We start from the raw sequence: 16,947 nt of genomic DNA, 5'->3' as shown, positions 1-16,947 counted from the left end.
ATACTTCGATTAAAATTTGTATTTTAGTTAAATTACGCACCTACCCCCCTCTTTTCCAAGCAGTTCCCCATTAGCGAAAAGCCTCACAATAATTTTAATCAAAACTCTTAAGGCATGAAATCCAACATTATCATCGTGCTATTTTTAGCATTTACCAACGTAAGTTTTGCCCAAACCTACTATGGCCTTCAAAAGCTGGGCAACATTAGCCAAAACGTTTACTTTAGCGAGAACGCAAAAGAAAGAGCCGTAAAAATATCAACTGACGTTGCTAAAGCTGAAATCTACTTTCAAAAACAATTCGATGTAAAACCTAACTATACCTTATTAGTTTTGTCTCCTACTGATTGGAAAAAATATGCCCACCCTCAAGCTATTTATGGTATTCCACATTATTTACCCGACGGAAGATTGGTGGTAGCATCAGAAAATAATGATTTTTGGAAACGTAATGCACCTCCGGTCGACAAATTGCCTAAAGAGCTTGCCGAGAAAATGAAAGCAACTTATACCGACAAGAATGGTGAAATAAATTTAACCAATGCCTTCGATTTATTAGCGATACACGAATTAGGACATGCTTTTCAGAGTGCAGCCAAAATGCTTAGTCAACGTAACTGGCTAAACGAATTATTGTGCAATGTATTATTACACACTTATCTAGCTGATAACGACCCGAAACAACTACCGTACATCACTGTGTTTACAAAAACGGCTGTTTCGTCCTTCCCTACTCAGCGATTAAAATTTACAAAACTGGAAGATTTTGAAGCCAATTATAACGAAATAGCTAAAAATTTTCCCGATAATTACGGCTGGTATCAATGTCGTTTCCATGTTACAGCGGGCGATATTTATGATGCGGGCGGAGCATCTTCGATGAAACAAATATGGAGCATTCTGTTATCGCAAAAACAAAAATTAATCGATGATGAGCTGTCAAAACTATTAAATACCGATGCTGCTTTACAAAAAGCAATTACGAATTGGAATCAGTAGTTTGATGCATGGCTAATCTTAAAATAAAATATTAAACAATGGCTTCCGACCAAAATTTCGTGGATTTTGTTGTAGAACAAATCAAAAATGCAGGAAAAATAACCGCTAAAAAAATGTTTGGCGAGTATGGGATTTATGCCGACGAAATATTGTTCGCCTTGGTTTGCGACAACAAGTTATTCGTTAAGCCAACTATTTCCGGAAGAGCATTTATTGGAGACGTTGTTGAAGCATCACCATACGAAGGTGCAAAGCCAAGCTTCCTGATTGAAGAAAAAATCGAAGATAGCGATTGGCTGAGCGAATTAATTAGAATTTCGCTTACAGAATTGCCACCAACAAAAGCCAGGAAGAAAAAATAAACCAATTTCTCGTTATAAAAAGAACGCAAAAAATTAACAGGTTGATAGCCATTAAACATAACAGGCAAGCGACTTTACTAGTCATGCAGGTAACAATCCCTACTAACTCCCTCAAGCCAATTACAAATAACAATCAAAATCCAACGAATTGTTAATAAAGCCCAGCGAATTGTAATCGGAGATATTTATTTACTATTCTTATTCTATTTTTATAATGTTCAGTTGTTAATAGCGTAACCTATTAGAAAAAGCGCTAGAAATCATTTAATAAAAATATGAAAGCTAGAAATATCATCCCCATTATCTTAGTTTTTGTTTGTCTGCAAAGTTGCGCTCAAAACCAGGTGGAGAAAATCAATTTACAGCCCAAAAGTATTTATCAGGCTACTAAAGAAGAAATTAATCAAACGGTTGAAAAATATGGCCTAAAAGGAAAACTGAAATCGGTATCGCAAAAAACCGTTTATCTGCCCAAGGATTCCGTTATTGATGTCAGCAACTATGAAGTATTTGATAGAAATGAAGAAGCCGATTATCCGCCTTTGGCCGAAATGGATAATGATTGTACGGTTATTTTTGACAAAAATGGAAGGGTAATTAATAGAAAATCATTTGGTAAACGATTTGGTAGCGAAAGCACAAATATAGATTCTTTAATCTACGATAAAAACGGCGAGCTAAATATCATACGAAGCCGTTTAGAAGGCGATGATTTTGACTTCGCTGGAGATATGAAATTTGAGTATAATAAGAACGGTTACCTGGTTAAGCAACAGTACCATAAGCAAATTTGGCTGTATAGCTATGCTGCAGATAAAAATCAGGTGAGAATACAGCATAACGAAGACAATGAATTTAGGTTCGACAACAAATACACGTATAACGAATACGGACAAAAAATAGAAACCCAAAGCTATGACGAGGACGGAAGTTTAAAAAACCGTGTGCAATTTGAATATGACCATTTGGGCGATGTGAGCAAAGAGACATGGCATTCAAAAAATGGCGATGAAGACGTTGTTTACAAACGTAAATACGATAAAAGTGTAAAGGTTTATAAAAAATTTGACCAGCAAAAAAATTGTACCACTTATATAGTTGTAGATCCAAAGCAGGGTACAATGGTTAAATCGATGACGTTTACGTATTATTAATTTTTTAGATTGTTAACGATATGAAATTAGAATATAGACTTCTCGTTTTAGTAATTATGCTCACTGCACTTGGCTGTAACAATGCCACCGATGATAAGCAAAAGGAACTAGAACTAAAAGAAAAAGAATTGGCATTGAAAGAAAAGGATCTTGAATTAAGAACAGCTGAATCGAACCAGAAAAAAATTCCGCTAAAAGATGCCGTAAAACTCGCAGAAGCACAATTTGCGAAGTATTTACCAACGATGTTAAATGCGCACAATGCCTATTTGGATAGCCAGGACACCTTTACTGGAGATTTTACCGGAGATGGCTTGGAGGATATCGCCATTTATTTTTCTCTTGCGCCAAACGAAGGTGGAAATACCATCGTTGCCCAAGGTTTAACACTTTACAAAAATACCGGATCAGCCGTTAACGTAATTGCCGGATATGAGCCCGACTATATGTTTAGCTTCCTTAAAATAAACAAAGGCAAAATCTACGTCGAAAAACTAGCCTATGCAGAAACTGATGGCAGATGTTGCCCATCTATAAAAACTACACATGCACTTACCATTGCCGGAAGCAAGGTTTATTAAAACTTCATAAAATCCAAAGAAATTAAACCTCCACCTCATAAAATGAAAAAAATGTATCTCTTCATATTTATTCTTATCATCATCATTTTAGTGATAGATAGGTGCACGGTAATCAACCTATCCCCTAAATTGCTCTTTACTAACTACAAAAAGTTTCCTGAATTAAACGATGGGTTAAAATCAGACAAATATGCAATTTACAGAGCTACAGAAACAGCCAATGTTAACATACGCTACTTTCCGCAAAACAATTTCTTTCTCTTAAGCAACTTCCAAACCAATGGATACTTTCATATCATCAAAATAGATAGCAATGGAGAAAACGTATTTGAACTTAAGTTTGATGAAAAAGACGCCTTTAGATTTGTTGAATCTATTAATTGTTTTGTTATCGGCGCTGATGGTATTTATGATTTTTCTGCTGTTAAGCCGCTTTCCCTACCTTTTAGCGAAGTGCTTAATCGCGATAAAAACCTAGCGCCAAAAGTATGGGAACAAATATTCGAACAGAAGTATTCAACTGCCGACATTGTGCTTTACGGTTGGCATACCGATTTGGAAAACGCACAGTGCGTGTACTTCCGAAACGATGGTAAATGGACAAAACTTTACACTTTTTTAAACGCTGGCCCTATGTACGTTTATGCAGAAGGTTCGAAAATAGAGTGTAAAATAAAAGGCAGAAAAATTCCTCATAAATGGCACGAAGAGCATTTTCTTAAAGACCCAGCAAGGGCAACTTATTCTAATGAACTTCGTCATACCGACGATTACATTACGCCGTACAATTCAGACTTTTCTTTTTTTCCAGACCAAGCACTAAAATATGAAGCTTTAGGCACATTAAAAACCCTGGCTTTTTCTAAGGAAACCTATACTACCGAAGGATATTATAATCCCGGTATTCCTAATACCTTTTACGGCACTGCTTATTACGAATTAAATGTACACAATGAAGTATTTAATTTTAAAACCGTTGCGTACAAACACAATGGCATAGGCGAAATTACGCAAAGCGATATTTACCTTTTCGGCTTGCCTCTAAATTTTGCCAATAAAAGTGATGTTGGTTTTCTAGCCTACGATTATGGCACCAATTTTCACGAAAATGGCAAGAAAGGACTTTACGTTATTAGGAAAAAATAGTGTTTTTAGCAGATAGAATTTTCCAATTAGCACACAAAGCTCGCAGTTTTTGCTCGTTACTTTTTATATATTAGTTTCGAAAAACAAAATCTAATGTACATCTACAAAAACTACACCGTTAAAGGGCTTTTGCAATTTTCGGGCTTTCACCTATTTTGGCTCACGTTGTGGGCAATTATCGTCGCTTCATTATACCAATTTACACCCATCAGAGAATTTAATGTTCCTTGGTTACCAATTTCTGTAATAGGTACCTCGGTTGCCTTTTATGTGGGTTTTAAAAACAACCAGGCTTACGATAGATATTGGGAAGCCAGAAAAATTTGGGGAGGCATTATTAACAGCAGTCGCATGTGGGGAAGCATGGTAGAAGCTTATATCCAAAACTGGCAAGATGAAAAACATTCAGCCACTGCCGTTCATCAATTTAAAAGAGATCTCATTTACCGCCATATCGCCTGGACCTACACGTTGAGAGATCAACTCTTACAGGTAACTTCTTGGGAACATCAAGGCCTGGCAAACCACGTTGGCAATTTAAACCGAGGTAGAGCCGAAAAAGCTGGAATTGGTTTGGTGGAACATGGAATTACTGCAAAACAGCAAAAAAAATATATAGCTGAATCTGAGTTTAATCAATTAGCAAATTTTAAAAACGGGGCAACGCAAATTAACCACGCACAAGCAAAAAAACTCGCCGAGTTAAATAAAAACGGATTGGTAGATAATTTTAGGCAAGTAGAAATGCAAAAAATACTGAATGATTTCTACGACCACCAAGGCAAAGCCGAACGTATCAAAAAAACGCCTTTACCGCGTCAATACGCCGCAGTAGGTTTTATTTTTGTGTGCATATTTATCGTTTTGTTTCCTTTTAGCATGGTATCAGAGTTTGCAAAAATTGGTTCTTTCGGCATTTGGCTTTCCGTTCCGTTTGTTGCATTAACCGGCTGGATTTTCGTAATGATGGAATTAGTAGGCGACTATACGGAAAATCCGTTTGAAGGTTTAAGTAATGATGTACCGATGAACAGTATTTGCCGAACTATTGAAATAGACTTGTTGCAAATGCTTGGTGAAACCGATTTACCAGAACCTATAAAACCTGTTGATGGATTTTTGATGTAAGACTTGGCTTTATCACCATCCAATTATCTTTTTCTAGATTGGTCTGGAAATGCGCAACTATTACTTTTAACTACAACAATACGACTTTTGGCTACATCCGCCTCCTGCATTCTACAGAACTTTGCTTTAACAAAAAGATCAGAAAATGGAGCTAAAAAATAGTACCATCCTCATCACTGGCGGAACCAGCGGAATGGGATTAGAATTTGTAAAACAACTTACAGAAATTGGAGCTAACGTAATTGTAACGGGGCGTAAACAGCATGCGTTAGATGAGACCAAAAAACAGTTTCCCAAAGTGCATACGATTAAAAGTGATGTAAGCAAGCCAAATGATATTAAAGATTTGTACAATGCGGTTACCAAGCTCTTTCCAGATTTAAATATCATCATCAATAATGCTGGTATGATGCGTTTAATAGACTTGCAAGATCAGTCGTTGGATTTAGAAAACATCAACCAGGAGATTGCCACCAACCTTACTGGAACCATTCAATTGACACACCAGTTTCTACCACATTTGCTTAATCAAAAATCAGCAGGCATTGTAAACGTTACTTCCGGAATTGCTTTTATGAGTTATTCTCCCGCACCTATCTATAGCGCTACAAAAGCAGGCTTACGTGCATATACCCAAGCTTTACGCTTGCAATTGGAAGATACTAATGTAAAGGTTTTCGAAATGATTCCCCCTGGGGTAAAAACCAATCTTCAAAACGATTGGATAAAACAGCCTAACTCGGCCATGATGATGAGCGCAGATAAAATGGTGAAAATAGCCATTGAAGGAATTTTAAAAGGCAAAAAGGAATTGAAACCATTTCCAATTAGGATAATAAAATTAGCCACTAGATTAATGCCTAATGTACTGTTGAACTTTGGACATAAAGAATTTAAGGCAATTAAAAAACTACAAAAAAATAAATAGGAAATTCGATAAATTGGTATCAAAAATTTTTAGAACATGATAAAAAGTATAATCTCGTTAGCGCTGCTGTTGGCATCAGTATTCTTGGCTTTCAAACACGGTTGGGACACCTTGAATTATAAAAAACATCCCGAATCTTTAAAAATGATGAATGAGCTAGGCATCAGCGAAGCAATGATTCCACTATTTGGAGGACTGACCTTGTTGATTGGTGTTTTATTACTGATTCCGAAAACATTTTTCCTAGGCAATATGCTAAATGCAATATCAATTGTTGTAATAATGGCTTTGGCAATGAGAGTAGGCAATTTCAAAATGGTTTTAATGGAAATTCCGTTTTTAATCATTCCATTAGTATTAATCTGGCTGAAATATCCGTTTATCAAAACTGTTTAATGAAACCTTATAACGTTAAATCCATCACAGAAATTCATCGTTTGGCTGGACTAGAAAAACCAAACCATCCTCTTATCAGCGTTGTAGATGTTTCTAAGTTTAGCAACAAAACTGAAGTTAATGCTGTAATTTTTGATTTTTATGCGGTATCCTTAAAACGTGGTTGCAACAATTTATTGTACGGCCAGCAGAAATATGATTTTGACGAAGGTTTGATGGCTTTTATGGCACCCGGACAAATTTTACGTGGTGATGCAAATGGCTCACCTCCCAAATTAGAAGGTTGGATGCTTTTTATACATCCAGACTTTTTATGGAATGCACCTTTATCCAAAAAAATTAAACAATACGAATATTTTGGTTACGCCACCAACGAAGCCTTGTTTCTATCAGACAGGGAAGAAACAATAGTGAACGGAATTATTGAAAATATCAGAAACGAGTATAACGCTAATATTGATAAGTTTAGTCAGGATGTGATAATCGCCCAATTGGAACTTTTATTTACCTATGCCCAACGATTTTACGAGCGACAATTTATTACCCGAAAAATAACAAATCACCAGATTTTAGGCAAGTTAGAAGATGTTTTAGAAAACTATTTTAACAAAGAAGATTTGGTTTCGAAAGGTTTACCAACGGTACAATTTGTGGCAGATAAATTAAATATCTCCAGCAAGTATTTAGGAAGCTTGCTCAAACAATTAACCGGGCAATCTACTCAACAACACCTACACGATAAGCTTATCGCGAAAGCGAAAGAAAAACTCTCTACCACCGAATTATCAGTTTCTGAAATTGCTTACCAACTGGGTTTCGAGCATTCTCAAAGTTTTAGCAAATTGTTTAAAAGCAAAACAAATTTTTCGCCTTTGGCGTTTCGATCAAGTTTTAACTAAAAACTTTAACATTTTCTGTAAATAACCTCTATTTAAGATTACCGATTCGGTGCATTTAAAATTAGACTTCTCAATCGCTCTTCGTTTTCGTTGCCCCAATTCCCTAATACAGCGATTACAGGAATTACCGTTTTTCCGAACGCCGTTAAGCTGTACTCTACTTTCGGAGGCACAACAGGGTAAATCTTCTTGGCAACCAAATCATGCTCTTCCAATTCTTTGAGCTGAATATTTAAAACCCTACGGGAAGCATCTGGAATTTTCCTTTGCAGTTCACTAGGCCTTTGATGGCCTTGGTTAATAAACCACAGCAAACGAATTTTCCATTTGCCGTAAAGCACCTCTCCTATCAGATCGAGTCCACAATTTAAGTTTAATGGAATTTTTCTATCCTTCATATTCAAAAGTACACCTATGTTCCAAATTGTACAATAGGGGAAAAATTTATCCCTATGCAATTCGGTTTTCCGTACTTGCGCAAACCCGTTATATGCTTCAATTTTGTACTAAACAACGATAGATATGGAACAGCAATTTAATTTTAATAATGAGTTATCTGGAAAAATAGCTTTAGTAACCGGTGGCACTAAAGGTGCTGGAAAAGCCATTGCCGAACGACTTCAGAAAGCAGGAGCAACGGTGATAATCACTGCTAGAAATGCGCCGGAGGTAGCAGTTACGGGACAGCACTTTGCCATTGCAGATTTAAGCAAGGCAGAAGATGCACAAAAATTGGTTAGCGACGTACTTTCGACCTATGGAAGGCTGGACATTTTAGTAAATAATCTCGGTTCTTCAGTAACTCCTGCGGGTGGTTTCGCCGCATTAACGGATGAAGACTGGGTATCAACCCTACAGGCAAATTTGCTTGCCCCTGTACGATTGGACAGAGGATTTTTATCGCAAATGATTGAACGAAAAAGTGGAGTTATAATTCACATTGCCTCTATTCAAGGTAAATTACCGCTATACGATTCTACATTGCCTTATGCAGCTTCAAAAGCAGCATTGATAAATTATAGTAAAAGCTTATCAAATGAAGTAACGCCAAAAGGAGTTCGCATACTCACTGTTTCGCCAGGATGGATAAATACTACAGCATCAAAAGCATGGCTTAATGAGCTTGCAAGAAATGCAAACAGTAGCGTAGAGGAAGCGCAACAAGGTGTAATGGATGCCTTGGGCGGAATACCTTTTGGCAGACCGGCAGAGCCAGAAGAAGTAGCGGAATTGGTTGGCTTTTTGGTTTCGCCAAGGGCTAATTATTTAACAGGAACAAATTTTGTAATCGACGGTGGCACAGTGCCAACAATTTAATCAAACTAAAAATGAACTTACCAAAAGTAATCGCAGATTTAACACAAGCACAAAACAATTTCGACAGCCATGCTTACGCCAATTGTTTTGCAGAAACAGCCGTAGTTTTTGATGAAGGAAAAACACATCAAGGAAAAACAGAAATTGAACAATGGATTAAAAAAGCTAACGAGGAATACCAGACGGTAATGGAACCAATTGAATATTTACCGGCAGAAGAAATTTTGAAAGCGGAAGTTTCGGGGAATTTTCCTGGAAGCCCAATTGTTTTAGCTTATCATCTAGTAATAAAAGATGATTTGATACAATCTCTAAAAATTACCGGATAATTAAAACTGATGTTGCAAGCCAAACTGAATAATTTGGTTGATCACCGGTAATAACTCTTTTCCCAAATCTGTTAAGGTATATTCTACTTTCGGCGGTATTTCGGGAAAAGATTTTTTGCTTACTATCCCTTTTTCGCACAAAAACTTTAATTGGCCAATCAGCATTTTTTCGCTAATTCCTACCACACACCTTTTCAGTTCGCCGTATCTAATGGTGCGTTCGTTTATCTGGAAAATAATCAGCATAGTCCATTTACCGCCTATTATTTCAAGCGTTTTTCTTAGAGGGCAGTTCTCGTCAGAAATATTTATTTCCATTTTATAATATTGATTATCAGCAATTTTAAACTCAAAGTATGTACCCTACTTTTTAGTAGGTACTTGTGTAATATAAAGTAAAGGTAGAAATTTGTAAAGAATTAAATAATCAAAAAATTATGTCAGAAAATATAACAATTGTTCGATCGTATTTTGAAGCAGTGGCTAAAGGCGATTTCGATACCGTAGGAAGTTTATTTGCAGAAGATATCGTTTGGCATCAACCTGGAGAAGGCATTCAATCCGGAACTTATAGTGGCAAAGCCGATGTTTTTGCACATCTAGGGAATTTCATGAAGTGGAGCGATGGAAGTTTTGCCATAGATGATATTGAATATATTGCCAACAATGGAGATTTGGTTACTGCAACAATACATTTTAAAGCAGAAAAAGCAGGCAAAAAACTTGATATGGATGGGGTGGATTTATTGAGAATAGAAAACGGAAAAATTAGTGAAGTTTGGTTATTCTCTGAAAACATTAAAGATGAAGACAGTTTTTGGAACCATGCATCTACCTAAAATAGCGCATAAAATAAGCGTTAAATATTGGCATTCGACGCTTATTTTTTAATACAATTTTGTTAATTTAGAGAAAGCTTAATAGAGCATAAAAAAAAATCTAATCATTTGGCAATTTTACCCATTACAATGAAAACAGTAGCACAAAAAATGGGAATAAAGGAAAATGCAAGAACTTACTTTGTTAACGCCAGCAACGAAGCAATTAATGCAATAACGCTTCCAGATGTTGAACAAGTTAAAACATTAGCTGGAGAGTTTGATTACATCCACCTATTTGTAAAGCAAAGCGATGAACAATTGGATCTCTTCCCGAAATTAAAAGATCACCTTAAGTTAAACGGGATGCTTTGGGTATCTTGGCCTAAAGGCGGACAGCTAAATACAGATTTATCCTTACCGAAAGTAATTAAAATTGGTTATGAATTTGGCTTGGTAGAAAGCACTTGTTTGAGCATAAATAGCACTTGGTCTGCCATTAAATTCACCCATCCCAAAAAGGGTAAAATCTATAACAACAGCCACGCAAAACTAAAATCAAGAACTACAAATCGATAAAAAATATTTGCTAACATTGTAATACAAAAACAACTATAACCTCATGACAAAACAAATTTTCATCAATTTAGCCGTAAAAGATCTTCAAAAATCTATGGATCTGTATACTGCTATGGGGTTTGCAAACAACCCACAGTTTTCTGATGATACCGCAAAATGTATGGTATGGAGCGAAAGCATTTTCGTAATGCTCTTAACTCACGAAAAATTCGAATCTTTTGCCACTAAGCCCATTGCAGATACGAAATCTAGTTTGGCTGGCCTTTTTTCTTTAGCGTTAAACAGCGTTGAAGAAGTTAATCAACTTATGGAAGCTGGACTGCAGGCAGGCGGTATTGAGCCTACAGAAATGAAAGATTACGGCTTTATGCAACAACGAACGTTAGAAGATTTTGACGGTCACACTTGGGAAATTTTCTTTATGGATATGTCTAAGTTCCCTGCACAATAGTAATCGGCTAAGCAATTTATTTCAACCTAAAAATTATGGCACTTATCAATCCACATGTTAACTTCAACGGTAATGCCGAAGAAGCATTTACTTTTTACAAGTCGGTATTCGGCGGAGATTTTTCAAAAATTGTCCGCTTTAAGGATTTGGCAAATGACGAATTTCCTGTAGCCGAAAAGGAAGCAGAAAAGATTATGCACATTGCTTTGCCTATTGGTCAAAATCTGCTAATTGGAAACGACGTTCCAGAAATAATGGGCAGCGTAAATGAGAATGAAAATCGTTCGAAGATTTCTGTTAGCGCAAAAGATAAAGAAGAAGCAAGCCACTTATTTAATGGGCTTTCTGCAGGTGGAAATATTGAGTTTCCGATGGGAGATAGCCCATGGGGATCATTTTTTGGAATGTTTAGAGATAAATTTGGTATTGAATGGATGATAGAGTTTAATCCGAACAATTAAGCTCGCAACAAAGAAGTAAACGCCAACACCATCCTTATCTAACCTTACCCAATCATAACTAATGATTTCCACTAAAGATTACAGCTTACTACCCGAACGCGACAAACTAAAATCCGTTTGTAAGGCAATTTCAGTATTAGACGCAATTCTTTCGCAAGATTGGGAATATCGCTATTATTCTTATAACAAAGACTGGGCAGAAGACGAAGAATTTTTTGAGATGAGAGATGGCGACGGCGACCAAATGTTAGTTTTATTTAGGCCAGATGGATGCGTAATAAATGGATACGCACACGAATTTGAACAACCAGACAAAGCGCAATTAACTAATAATTTACCCGCAATTTTCGAAGAATTTATTTTCGGAGAACCGGTGAATTCTGTGGGTACAACCTTTTGTTTATGGACAACCGAGCAAAGAAATTGGCAAACTGGCGAAATCGAAAACCATGATAATAATGCCGAAGAATTTCTGACTGTTTTCGACGGAAATCCGCAAACGTACACAGATTGGGCCGTAACCTACTTTGATGAAAATACCATAGACCCTTCTGCCCTACTAAAGCTTGCAACAGCTATTTACGCGGGGCAAACGCTTAACAAAGCAATGGTTTTATCAGTAGTTAACCAACTTGATGACTGGCAACTCCTTAAAACTGATTTAGATGAAATCGGTTATACCTACAGCTTTTAAAAATCCCGATCTACTGCTAACGGCTACTTCCAGTCGAATAACAACTATTTCCTAGCAAATAAGCAATTAAACCTAACGAATTATAAACTGCTCAAATTCCTATTAGCAAGCTTATTATTTTAGTATAACGATACAGTTTAGGTTTAGTTCCCAGCTGTGTAATTAACCGTATTATTATGCTATACAAATTGTCTATTTTTTCGGCATTAGTATTAATGGCATTATCCTTTTGCGATTTTCCTTGCGATGGATATGCAACTAAAGCAGAGCGAGGTAAAAAAGCACAAATATTTAAAAAAAACGATATCGACATATTCAAGGTTGTGCTCGTGGGCGATAGCGACCAGAAAGCCTTTGTTTCCCTTTCAGATATCTATCACGATACTTTGCCCGTACCAGCAAAATATATTGCAAATCAAAAAAACATAGCGTTTAAAGACTTGAAACATGTGGAATTGGATAATAGCTACCGTGCAAAATTAACGAGCGAAACCAAAATCAGCGAAACCGACACTATGTTTTTGTACGATTACAAGTACAACAAGTTGGCAAAAATACCCGTAAAACAGCTTAAAGCAGTTGCCTATCTTACACCTTACGCACATAAAGACCAAACATTTTCTTACTCCGATTATAGGATAGGTTTTGAGCTGGATAAAAATGTATTGCAGCAATCGCTGGCTAATTATTACGACAATGTATTTGTTTACCTGGGCAATAAAAATCCCTTTACCCAAGAAAAAATGCAATTGGTTAGATGGCAACAAATAAACGCAAAGGAGTTTCCAAAAACGTTTTCTACAAAAGGTGTTAAAAAAGGCAATTACACTATTGGCAAACATTATAAATTTAAAAGTGCCAATATAATTTATTACGTACAGGATATATTATTTAATGGGAGAACTGAAAAAAGGCGCTTGATTGCTGTCGATTCTTCCAGCAACAAAATAATGGTCGAAAAAGAATTTTCAACTAGCGAGGGCATATCTTTAGCTCCCTTAAACTTTATAGAAGAAAATGATTTAGAAAATCAGTGGGCCGGTAACTTATTTAAAAACAAACCGCCCGTTATTTTTGGTTTTGAATACCACTCTTTTGGTTGTCCGTCTTTAATACTTGTCGGCAAAACACACAACAACATCCCAATTAATTGCGACAATAGGCATTAACTGATATTTTTTCGCCTTTTTTGCTGATTTATTTGATCAAATAGTAATTCGATCTAAGCGAATTTTTGAATAATCCCTACGAATAATAAATCTACCAAAATTGTATCCACATCAACGATTATTTTTATAATGTTATTATCGCCCACTGGCATGCTGTAAACTATTACTTAAATTAAAATTGATCTCGTGAAACAACTTATTTTAACATTAGCAATACTGCTAAATACTTGTCTCCTAGCTTCTTCAAAGGCAAAAATTCCTATTGGCGAAAGACAGGTTTTAAATAAAGTTTACGATTTGCCAAATACCGAAGAATTTAAATTAGACAATGGCAACTATCTAGATTTGGCAACGGTACATCAAGAATTTAACATTGCCTACATTCTCCCATTATACATTACGCAAGAGCCCAAACTGGTTGCTTATGACGAGAAGACGGAAAGATATTTTGATATTCCAGAAAGTGAGCTAAAAGCCTTTCTGGCAGCTGAAAAACTAAGTGAAGACAAACTTAATAGATTGCCATTTTACACCAGATATGGTGCTAAACTTATCGTAATAGTTTTCGTTGCGTTTTTAATTTGGGGAAATCTTCCATCAAAAAAACTAAAGTAATACCCACAAAAATTTAATTAATATTTACCTAAAAAACAGAAAAGATGAGCAGTACAGTTATTATGGTTATTGTTGGCATGGTTGCCATTTATGGAGGCATATTTTATTTTATGCAGCTGAAAAAAAAGAAACAAGCAGAAATGTTTTTAAATACAGATTTCAGATCTGAAATGAATAATGCAGGCACCTACAAAAACAACTTTTTAAATGGCGAGCTTTCTTTTATTCCAAAACAGATGGAAGGCAAATCTATTGATGCTTTTAACTACGCAAACATTAATTATACCACAAAAGATTCTATAAAAGATGGCTTAAAGGATAGTTTAAAAGGCATGGCAACCTTGGGCACGGTAAGGTATCACACCGTACAAACACCTAAATATTTAATTTTAAGCGGTGCCGATTTACATTTGCTAGATACTGATACCGACGGAGAAATTTCTGCACATTTGGTTTTTGATGCTGCTCGCTTACAGGCTTCAACAATTGCCGAAATTCCGCTAGAAGGCATGATAAAGGCATTTGCCAAACAAAAAGGCGATAATGTTAAAGCTTATAGAATTTCGCTTGCTACAGACGACAGTTATATTGAATTGATTATCTTCTCTGCCTTGTTGTTTACCTACGCAAATGTTGGCGTTAGTACTTTTTCTTTAAACGTTCAAAAAAACATTGAAGAAATTGTAATTGCTAACGATTTTCTTAAAAAATTGGGCGAACGTTATCCAAATTTAAAAGTATCCGGCTTATTGGCTTATTAAGATAATAGATAGCTAAAAATTAATACGATTCATATCGATTTACCATTGATAAATTACTTCTCAAACATATAAACACTAAACATCTATAAAAAATAATAAACACCATCTAATGAAAAACAAAATGAAGAAAACGCTATTTATCGCACTCGCATCAGCTATGCTTGTTTCATGCAGCAAAAAAGAAAAAGGACAAGTGGTAACCTTTGAGCAATACCATACATTAAACCAAAACGAAGAAAATAACGGCAAGCGATTTGCCATTGTTGGCTACCCTTTTATTGGTGGCGATATTACCGTACGTGGTAACGCAACTAACGAAAGCCAATTGCCACAAATTTCTTTTTACGAACAGCCTGAAGGCAAAGGGAAGATGCTTGCAACGCTACCTATGGAAAATGGAAAAGGCAAAAACGAATTTGACGCACCAAGTACTTTTACCATGGACCAAGTTGTATTTTATGATAACGACGGAAAGCCTTTAAAACATACTGATAAAATGGAAGTCTCTTTTACCTTGGATTTGCAAGTTGATAGAGGCAAAACAACCATGGGCGATAAATCTGTTTATTATGGTGGACCAAGCGAAACCAGGATAGATAAAGCTAATTAATCCAATCTAAACACCTGTGGTAATTTTTTTTGATTTTGAAGCGTAGTTTTTACAACCAATAACGTAGCCGGCGGCTTGCTATCGAGTTTAAATAACGATTACAATTGACAAACATTTACCACAGGTTAAAAATATTTTCTTATGGGATTTTTTGATAAGATATTTGGACAAAACGAGAAGATCGAACAGCCAAAAGAAACGGCACATTTACCTAGTGTACCAACTTGCAAAACAGAACAAGATCTTATTGAACAGTTCGGTGGTTATGCATTTGACAAGCAAATTGCCTTAGGCGAAATAATTGGCGACAAAGATTGGAATGTTGACATGGGAAAAGGAGAAATCAGCTTTGGAGCCCATTTAGTTTTCCCCATACAAGTTTTAGGAACATTCTCGCATTCTTCTCAAACTTGGCTTTGGGCCTGGGCAAACACATCGTCTGGCTTACCCGAAAACATCCTAAAACAAGCAAAACAACTAAAAAAATACGGCGTAGAAAACGACATCGATCTTTTAAGTATTAATCGGTTTGATGCAACCAATGCCGATTTACACCTTATTGGTTCGGTAGCTTCTGGAATGTTTAACACCAGCGGTTATTACATTGCCGATTATGGCGAAGGCGCTATGCTGGTAACCTTACAAATTGAGCAAATAGAAAACATCCCAAAAGACGACCACCACAGAATTCTAACGGTTTTTCCGCAACTTATTTCGCAGTTTGAAATGAACCATAACCTAGGCCTAACAAATTATTTAACGGCAAAAGGTTATCATATTTCAGAAAACGGAGCTAAACTAGTTGCCTCAAAAAACGGGCAAACGATTACAGCGGAGTTTGATGAACTGTCGCGACTTACAAAACTTAACGGTTAAAACCTTCTCAAAATGGTAGAATTATTTGAACAAAAAAGCGAGCAATTGTTTAATCAGGTAACGAGCGACAAACGTTGGGATATTAGCAACCAAACCTTATTTAATGTTTTTGCCTTAAGCTATTTCCACAGAAATTTCTTCTCCAATAAAAAACGCCCTTTTCTGGCACGAAGAAGAATTAGAAAAAACCTCGTACGTAATAGTTGGCGCAAAGCTAGGTTTGGAAAGAACTGATTTTATAGAACCTTTGTATAATACTTTGAAAACAAGTGGCTTGGTAACTGAAGAAATTAAAACCATGTCTGACGATGCTACAAAAAAGATGATTGAATTAAATGCCTATAGAGGAACAGAACCCAATGTTTGGGAAATTGCCAAACAAAGCGGTAAGCCTTATATTTTTAAAACTACCATTACAAATGTAAGTTCTAGAGGAAGCGATTTAAAAAGTGTTACCTACTTATTTAGCCTATATAATGTCGATACTAAATCTCTAATCTGGGAAGCCAGAACTTGGCGATCGGCCGGCTTTTTTGGCGCAATGCCTGATGGCAAAGAGACGATAACGCTAGTAGAGAAAAAACTGAAAGAGGCTAAAATAACGAAATAAATTGAGCCATATTTAAAGAGCAAAGCGATTTTATCCGTGTAAAAACGTGTATATACGGCTATGT

Annotated in this window: 25 protein-coding genes; 23 read left to right on the top strand and 2 right to left on the bottom strand. The window is 36.1% G+C overall.

From position 1 onward, the window contains the following. Nucleotides 1-114 precede the first annotated feature (114 nt). The 9 genes from DUT69_RS05995 (at nucleotide 115) to DUT69_RS05955 (ending at nucleotide 7,593) form a co-directional block, all read left to right on the top strand. Nucleotides 115-999, top strand: a complete 885-nt coding sequence (locus DUT69_RS05995) for a YdgH/BhsA/McbA family protein (protein WP_113652191.1) — start codon at nucleotides 115-117, stop codon at nucleotides 997-999. A 38-nt stretch (nucleotides 1,000-1,037) separates the two neighbouring features. Next, a complete protein-coding gene (locus tag DUT69_RS05990; RefSeq protein ID WP_113652190.1) occupies nucleotides 1,038-1,361 on the top strand; it encodes a TfoX/Sxy family protein in 324 nt (107 codons plus the stop codon). Nucleotides 1,362-1,636: 275 nt separating this feature from the next. Beyond that, a complete protein-coding gene (locus DUT69_RS05985) occupies nucleotides 1,637-2,515 on the top strand; it encodes a hypothetical protein (RefSeq protein WP_113652189.1) in 879 nt (292 codons plus the stop codon). 20 nt (nucleotides 2,516-2,535) lie between these two features. Next, the gene (locus DUT69_RS05980) at nucleotides 2,536-3,096 is read left to right on the top strand and encodes a hypothetical protein (protein ID WP_113652188.1); all 561 of its coding nucleotides are present in this window, start codon (nucleotides 2,536-2,538) and stop codon (nucleotides 3,094-3,096) included. A gap of 42 nt (nucleotides 3,097-3,138) precedes the next feature. Then, nucleotides 3,139-4,242 (top strand): hypothetical protein, encoded by a 1,104-nt coding sequence (locus DUT69_RS05975; protein WP_162796192.1) that lies wholly within the window; start codon nucleotides 3,139-3,141, stop codon nucleotides 4,240-4,242. Nucleotides 4,243-4,335: 93 nt separating this feature from the next. Then, the gene (locus DUT69_RS05970; RefSeq protein WP_113652186.1) at nucleotides 4,336-5,370 is read left to right on the top strand and encodes a bestrophin family protein; all 1,035 of its coding nucleotides are present in this window, start codon (nucleotides 4,336-4,338) and stop codon (nucleotides 5,368-5,370) included. A 145-nt stretch (nucleotides 5,371-5,515) separates the two neighbouring features. After that, entirely contained in the window at nucleotides 5,516-6,298 is a 783-nt protein-coding gene (locus DUT69_RS05965; protein WP_113652185.1) for an SDR family oxidoreductase, read from the top strand. Nucleotides 6,299-6,334: 36 nt separating this feature from the next. After that, a complete protein-coding gene (locus DUT69_RS05960) occupies nucleotides 6,335-6,694 on the top strand; it encodes a hypothetical protein (RefSeq protein ID WP_113652184.1) in 360 nt (119 codons plus the stop codon). Then, nucleotides 6,694-7,593: a helix-turn-helix domain-containing protein gene (locus tag DUT69_RS05955; RefSeq protein ID WP_113652183.1), complete on the top strand. Its 900-nt coding sequence runs from the start codon at nucleotides 6,694-6,696 to the stop codon at nucleotides 7,591-7,593. The genes DUT69_RS05960 and DUT69_RS05955 overlap by 1 nt, the downstream gene beginning before the upstream one ends. Before the next feature lie 38 nt (nucleotides 7,594-7,631). Here DUT69_RS05955 and DUT69_RS05950 read toward each other — a convergent pair whose 3' ends face one another. After that, a complete protein-coding gene (locus DUT69_RS05950; protein ID WP_113652182.1) occupies nucleotides 7,632-7,991 on the bottom strand; it encodes a winged helix-turn-helix transcriptional regulator in 360 nt (119 codons plus the stop codon). 124 nt (nucleotides 7,992-8,115) lie between these two features. Here DUT69_RS05950 and DUT69_RS05945 point away from each other — a divergent pair, with 124 nt between their 5' ends. After that, nucleotides 8,116-8,910, top strand: coding sequence for an SDR family oxidoreductase (locus tag DUT69_RS05945; RefSeq protein WP_113652181.1), 795 nt, complete (start codon nucleotides 8,116-8,118; stop codon nucleotides 8,908-8,910). A gap of 11 nt (nucleotides 8,911-8,921) precedes the next feature. Beyond that, the gene (locus DUT69_RS05940) at nucleotides 8,922-9,239 is read left to right on the top strand and encodes a nuclear transport factor 2 family protein (protein WP_113652180.1); all 318 of its coding nucleotides are present in this window, start codon (nucleotides 8,922-8,924) and stop codon (nucleotides 9,237-9,239) included. On the opposite strand, the gene DUT69_RS05935 is transcribed toward DUT69_RS05940, so the two are convergent. Then, complete coding sequence (locus DUT69_RS05935) at nucleotides 9,240-9,557, bottom strand: winged helix-turn-helix transcriptional regulator (protein WP_113652179.1); 318 nt, start codon at nucleotides 9,555-9,557, stop codon at nucleotides 9,240-9,242. It abuts the gene before it with no gap. 119 nt (nucleotides 9,558-9,676) lie between these two features. Here DUT69_RS05935 and DUT69_RS05930 point away from each other — a divergent pair, with 119 nt between their 5' ends. The 12 genes from DUT69_RS05930 to DUT69_RS05875 all read left to right on the top strand — a co-directional run bounded on the left by DUT69_RS05930 (nucleotide 9,677) and on the right by DUT69_RS05875 (nucleotide 16,883). Beyond that, complete coding sequence (locus DUT69_RS05930; RefSeq protein ID WP_113652178.1) at nucleotides 9,677-10,078, top strand: nuclear transport factor 2 family protein; 402 nt, start codon at nucleotides 9,677-9,679, stop codon at nucleotides 10,076-10,078. 129 nt (nucleotides 10,079-10,207) lie between these two features. Beyond that, on the top strand, nucleotides 10,208-10,636 hold the full coding sequence (locus tag DUT69_RS05925) for a hypothetical protein (RefSeq protein ID WP_113652177.1): 429 nt from the start codon (nucleotides 10,208-10,210) through the stop codon (nucleotides 10,634-10,636). A 43-nt stretch (nucleotides 10,637-10,679) separates the two neighbouring features. After that, a complete protein-coding gene (locus tag DUT69_RS05920) occupies nucleotides 10,680-11,087 on the top strand; it encodes a VOC family protein (protein WP_113652176.1) in 408 nt (135 codons plus the stop codon). 35 nt (nucleotides 11,088-11,122) lie between these two features. Beyond that, on the top strand, nucleotides 11,123-11,548 hold the full coding sequence (locus DUT69_RS05915) for a VOC family protein (RefSeq protein WP_113652175.1): 426 nt from the start codon (nucleotides 11,123-11,125) through the stop codon (nucleotides 11,546-11,548). A gap of 61 nt (nucleotides 11,549-11,609) precedes the next feature. Next, complete coding sequence (locus DUT69_RS05910; RefSeq protein ID WP_113652174.1) at nucleotides 11,610-12,242, top strand: hypothetical protein; 633 nt, start codon at nucleotides 11,610-11,612, stop codon at nucleotides 12,240-12,242. A 176-nt stretch (nucleotides 12,243-12,418) separates the two neighbouring features. Further along, nucleotides 12,419-13,411: an oxidoreductase gene (locus DUT69_RS05905; protein ID WP_113652173.1), complete on the top strand. Its 993-nt coding sequence runs from the start codon at nucleotides 12,419-12,421 to the stop codon at nucleotides 13,409-13,411. Nucleotides 13,412-13,597: 186 nt separating this feature from the next. Beyond that, nucleotides 13,598-14,026, top strand: coding sequence for a hypothetical protein (locus DUT69_RS05900; protein ID WP_240186668.1), 429 nt, complete (start codon nucleotides 13,598-13,600; stop codon nucleotides 14,024-14,026). A 44-nt stretch (nucleotides 14,027-14,070) separates the two neighbouring features. Beyond that, nucleotides 14,071-14,787, top strand: a complete 717-nt coding sequence (locus DUT69_RS05895) for a hypothetical protein (RefSeq protein ID WP_113652171.1) — start codon at nucleotides 14,071-14,073, stop codon at nucleotides 14,785-14,787. Between the two features lie 109 nt (nucleotides 14,788-14,896). Then, nucleotides 14,897-15,397 (top strand): hypothetical protein, encoded by a 501-nt coding sequence (locus DUT69_RS05890; RefSeq protein WP_162796191.1) that lies wholly within the window; start codon nucleotides 14,897-14,899, stop codon nucleotides 15,395-15,397. 141 nt (nucleotides 15,398-15,538) lie between these two features. Next, a complete protein-coding gene (locus DUT69_RS05885) occupies nucleotides 15,539-16,273 on the top strand; it encodes a DUF6882 domain-containing protein (RefSeq protein WP_113652169.1) in 735 nt (244 codons plus the stop codon). Between the two features lie 12 nt (nucleotides 16,274-16,285). After that, the gene (locus DUT69_RS05880) at nucleotides 16,286-16,507 is read left to right on the top strand and encodes a hypothetical protein (RefSeq protein WP_113652168.1); all 222 of its coding nucleotides are present in this window, start codon (nucleotides 16,286-16,288) and stop codon (nucleotides 16,505-16,507) included. Continuing rightward, nucleotides 16,494-16,883, top strand: a complete 390-nt coding sequence (locus DUT69_RS05875; RefSeq protein WP_162796190.1) for a hypothetical protein — start codon at nucleotides 16,494-16,496, stop codon at nucleotides 16,881-16,883. The genes DUT69_RS05880 and DUT69_RS05875 overlap by 14 nt, the downstream gene beginning before the upstream one ends. Nucleotides 16,884-16,947 lie beyond the last annotated feature (64 nt).

This window comes from Pedobacter namyangjuensis, from assembly GCF_003313325.1.
Taxonomy (GTDB): domain Bacteria; phylum Bacteroidota; class Bacteroidia; order Sphingobacteriales; family Sphingobacteriaceae; genus Pedobacter; species Pedobacter namyangjuensis.
This window is presented reverse-complemented; position numbering and strand designations above follow the sequence as displayed.

Coding starts and splice junctions, on each gene's coding strand:
- DUT69_RS05995 (WP_113652191.1), top strand. CDS start 115: ATGAAATCCAACATTATCATCGTGCTATTTTTAGCATTTACCAACGTA.
- DUT69_RS05990 (WP_113652190.1), top strand. CDS start 1,038: ATGGCTTCCGACCAAAATTTCGTGGATTTTGTTGTAGAACAAATCAAA.
- DUT69_RS05985 (WP_113652189.1), top strand. CDS start 1,637: ATGAAAGCTAGAAATATCATCCCCATTATCTTAGTTTTTGTTTGTCTG.
- DUT69_RS05980 (WP_113652188.1), top strand. CDS start 2,536: ATGAAATTAGAATATAGACTTCTCGTTTTAGTAATTATGCTCACTGCA.
- DUT69_RS05975 (WP_162796192.1), top strand. CDS start 3,139: ATGAAAAAAATGTATCTCTTCATATTTATTCTTATCATCATCATTTTA.
- DUT69_RS05970 (WP_113652186.1), top strand. CDS start 4,336: ATGTACATCTACAAAAACTACACCGTTAAAGGGCTTTTGCAATTTTCG.
- DUT69_RS05965 (WP_113652185.1), top strand. CDS start 5,516: ATGGAGCTAAAAAATAGTACCATCCTCATCACTGGCGGAACCAGCGGA.
- DUT69_RS05960 (WP_113652184.1), top strand. CDS start 6,335: ATGATAAAAAGTATAATCTCGTTAGCGCTGCTGTTGGCATCAGTATTC.
- DUT69_RS05955 (WP_113652183.1), top strand. CDS start 6,694: ATGAAACCTTATAACGTTAAATCCATCACAGAAATTCATCGTTTGGCT.
- DUT69_RS05950 (WP_113652182.1), bottom strand. CDS start 7,991: ATGAAGGATAGAAAAATTCCATTAAACTTAAATTGTGGACTCGATCTG.
- DUT69_RS05945 (WP_113652181.1), top strand. CDS start 8,116: ATGGAACAGCAATTTAATTTTAATAATGAGTTATCTGGAAAAATAGCT.
- DUT69_RS05940 (WP_113652180.1), top strand. CDS start 8,922: ATGAACTTACCAAAAGTAATCGCAGATTTAACACAAGCACAAAACAAT.
- DUT69_RS05935 (WP_113652179.1), bottom strand. CDS start 9,557: ATGGAAATAAATATTTCTGACGAGAACTGCCCTCTAAGAAAAACGCTT.
- DUT69_RS05930 (WP_113652178.1), top strand. CDS start 9,677: ATGTCAGAAAATATAACAATTGTTCGATCGTATTTTGAAGCAGTGGCT.
- DUT69_RS05925 (WP_113652177.1), top strand. CDS start 10,208: ATGAAAACAGTAGCACAAAAAATGGGAATAAAGGAAAATGCAAGAACT.
- DUT69_RS05920 (WP_113652176.1), top strand. CDS start 10,680: ATGACAAAACAAATTTTCATCAATTTAGCCGTAAAAGATCTTCAAAAA.
- DUT69_RS05915 (WP_113652175.1), top strand. CDS start 11,123: ATGGCACTTATCAATCCACATGTTAACTTCAACGGTAATGCCGAAGAA.
- DUT69_RS05910 (WP_113652174.1), top strand. CDS start 11,610: ATGATTTCCACTAAAGATTACAGCTTACTACCCGAACGCGACAAACTA.
- DUT69_RS05905 (WP_113652173.1), top strand. CDS start 12,419: ATGCTATACAAATTGTCTATTTTTTCGGCATTAGTATTAATGGCATTA.
- DUT69_RS05895 (WP_113652171.1), top strand. CDS start 14,071: ATGAGCAGTACAGTTATTATGGTTATTGTTGGCATGGTTGCCATTTAT.
- DUT69_RS05890 (WP_162796191.1), top strand. CDS start 14,897: ATGAAAAACAAAATGAAGAAAACGCTATTTATCGCACTCGCATCAGCT.
- DUT69_RS05885 (WP_113652169.1), top strand. CDS start 15,539: ATGGGATTTTTTGATAAGATATTTGGACAAAACGAGAAGATCGAACAG.
- DUT69_RS05880 (WP_113652168.1), top strand. CDS start 16,286: ATGGTAGAATTATTTGAACAAAAAAGCGAGCAATTGTTTAATCAGGTA.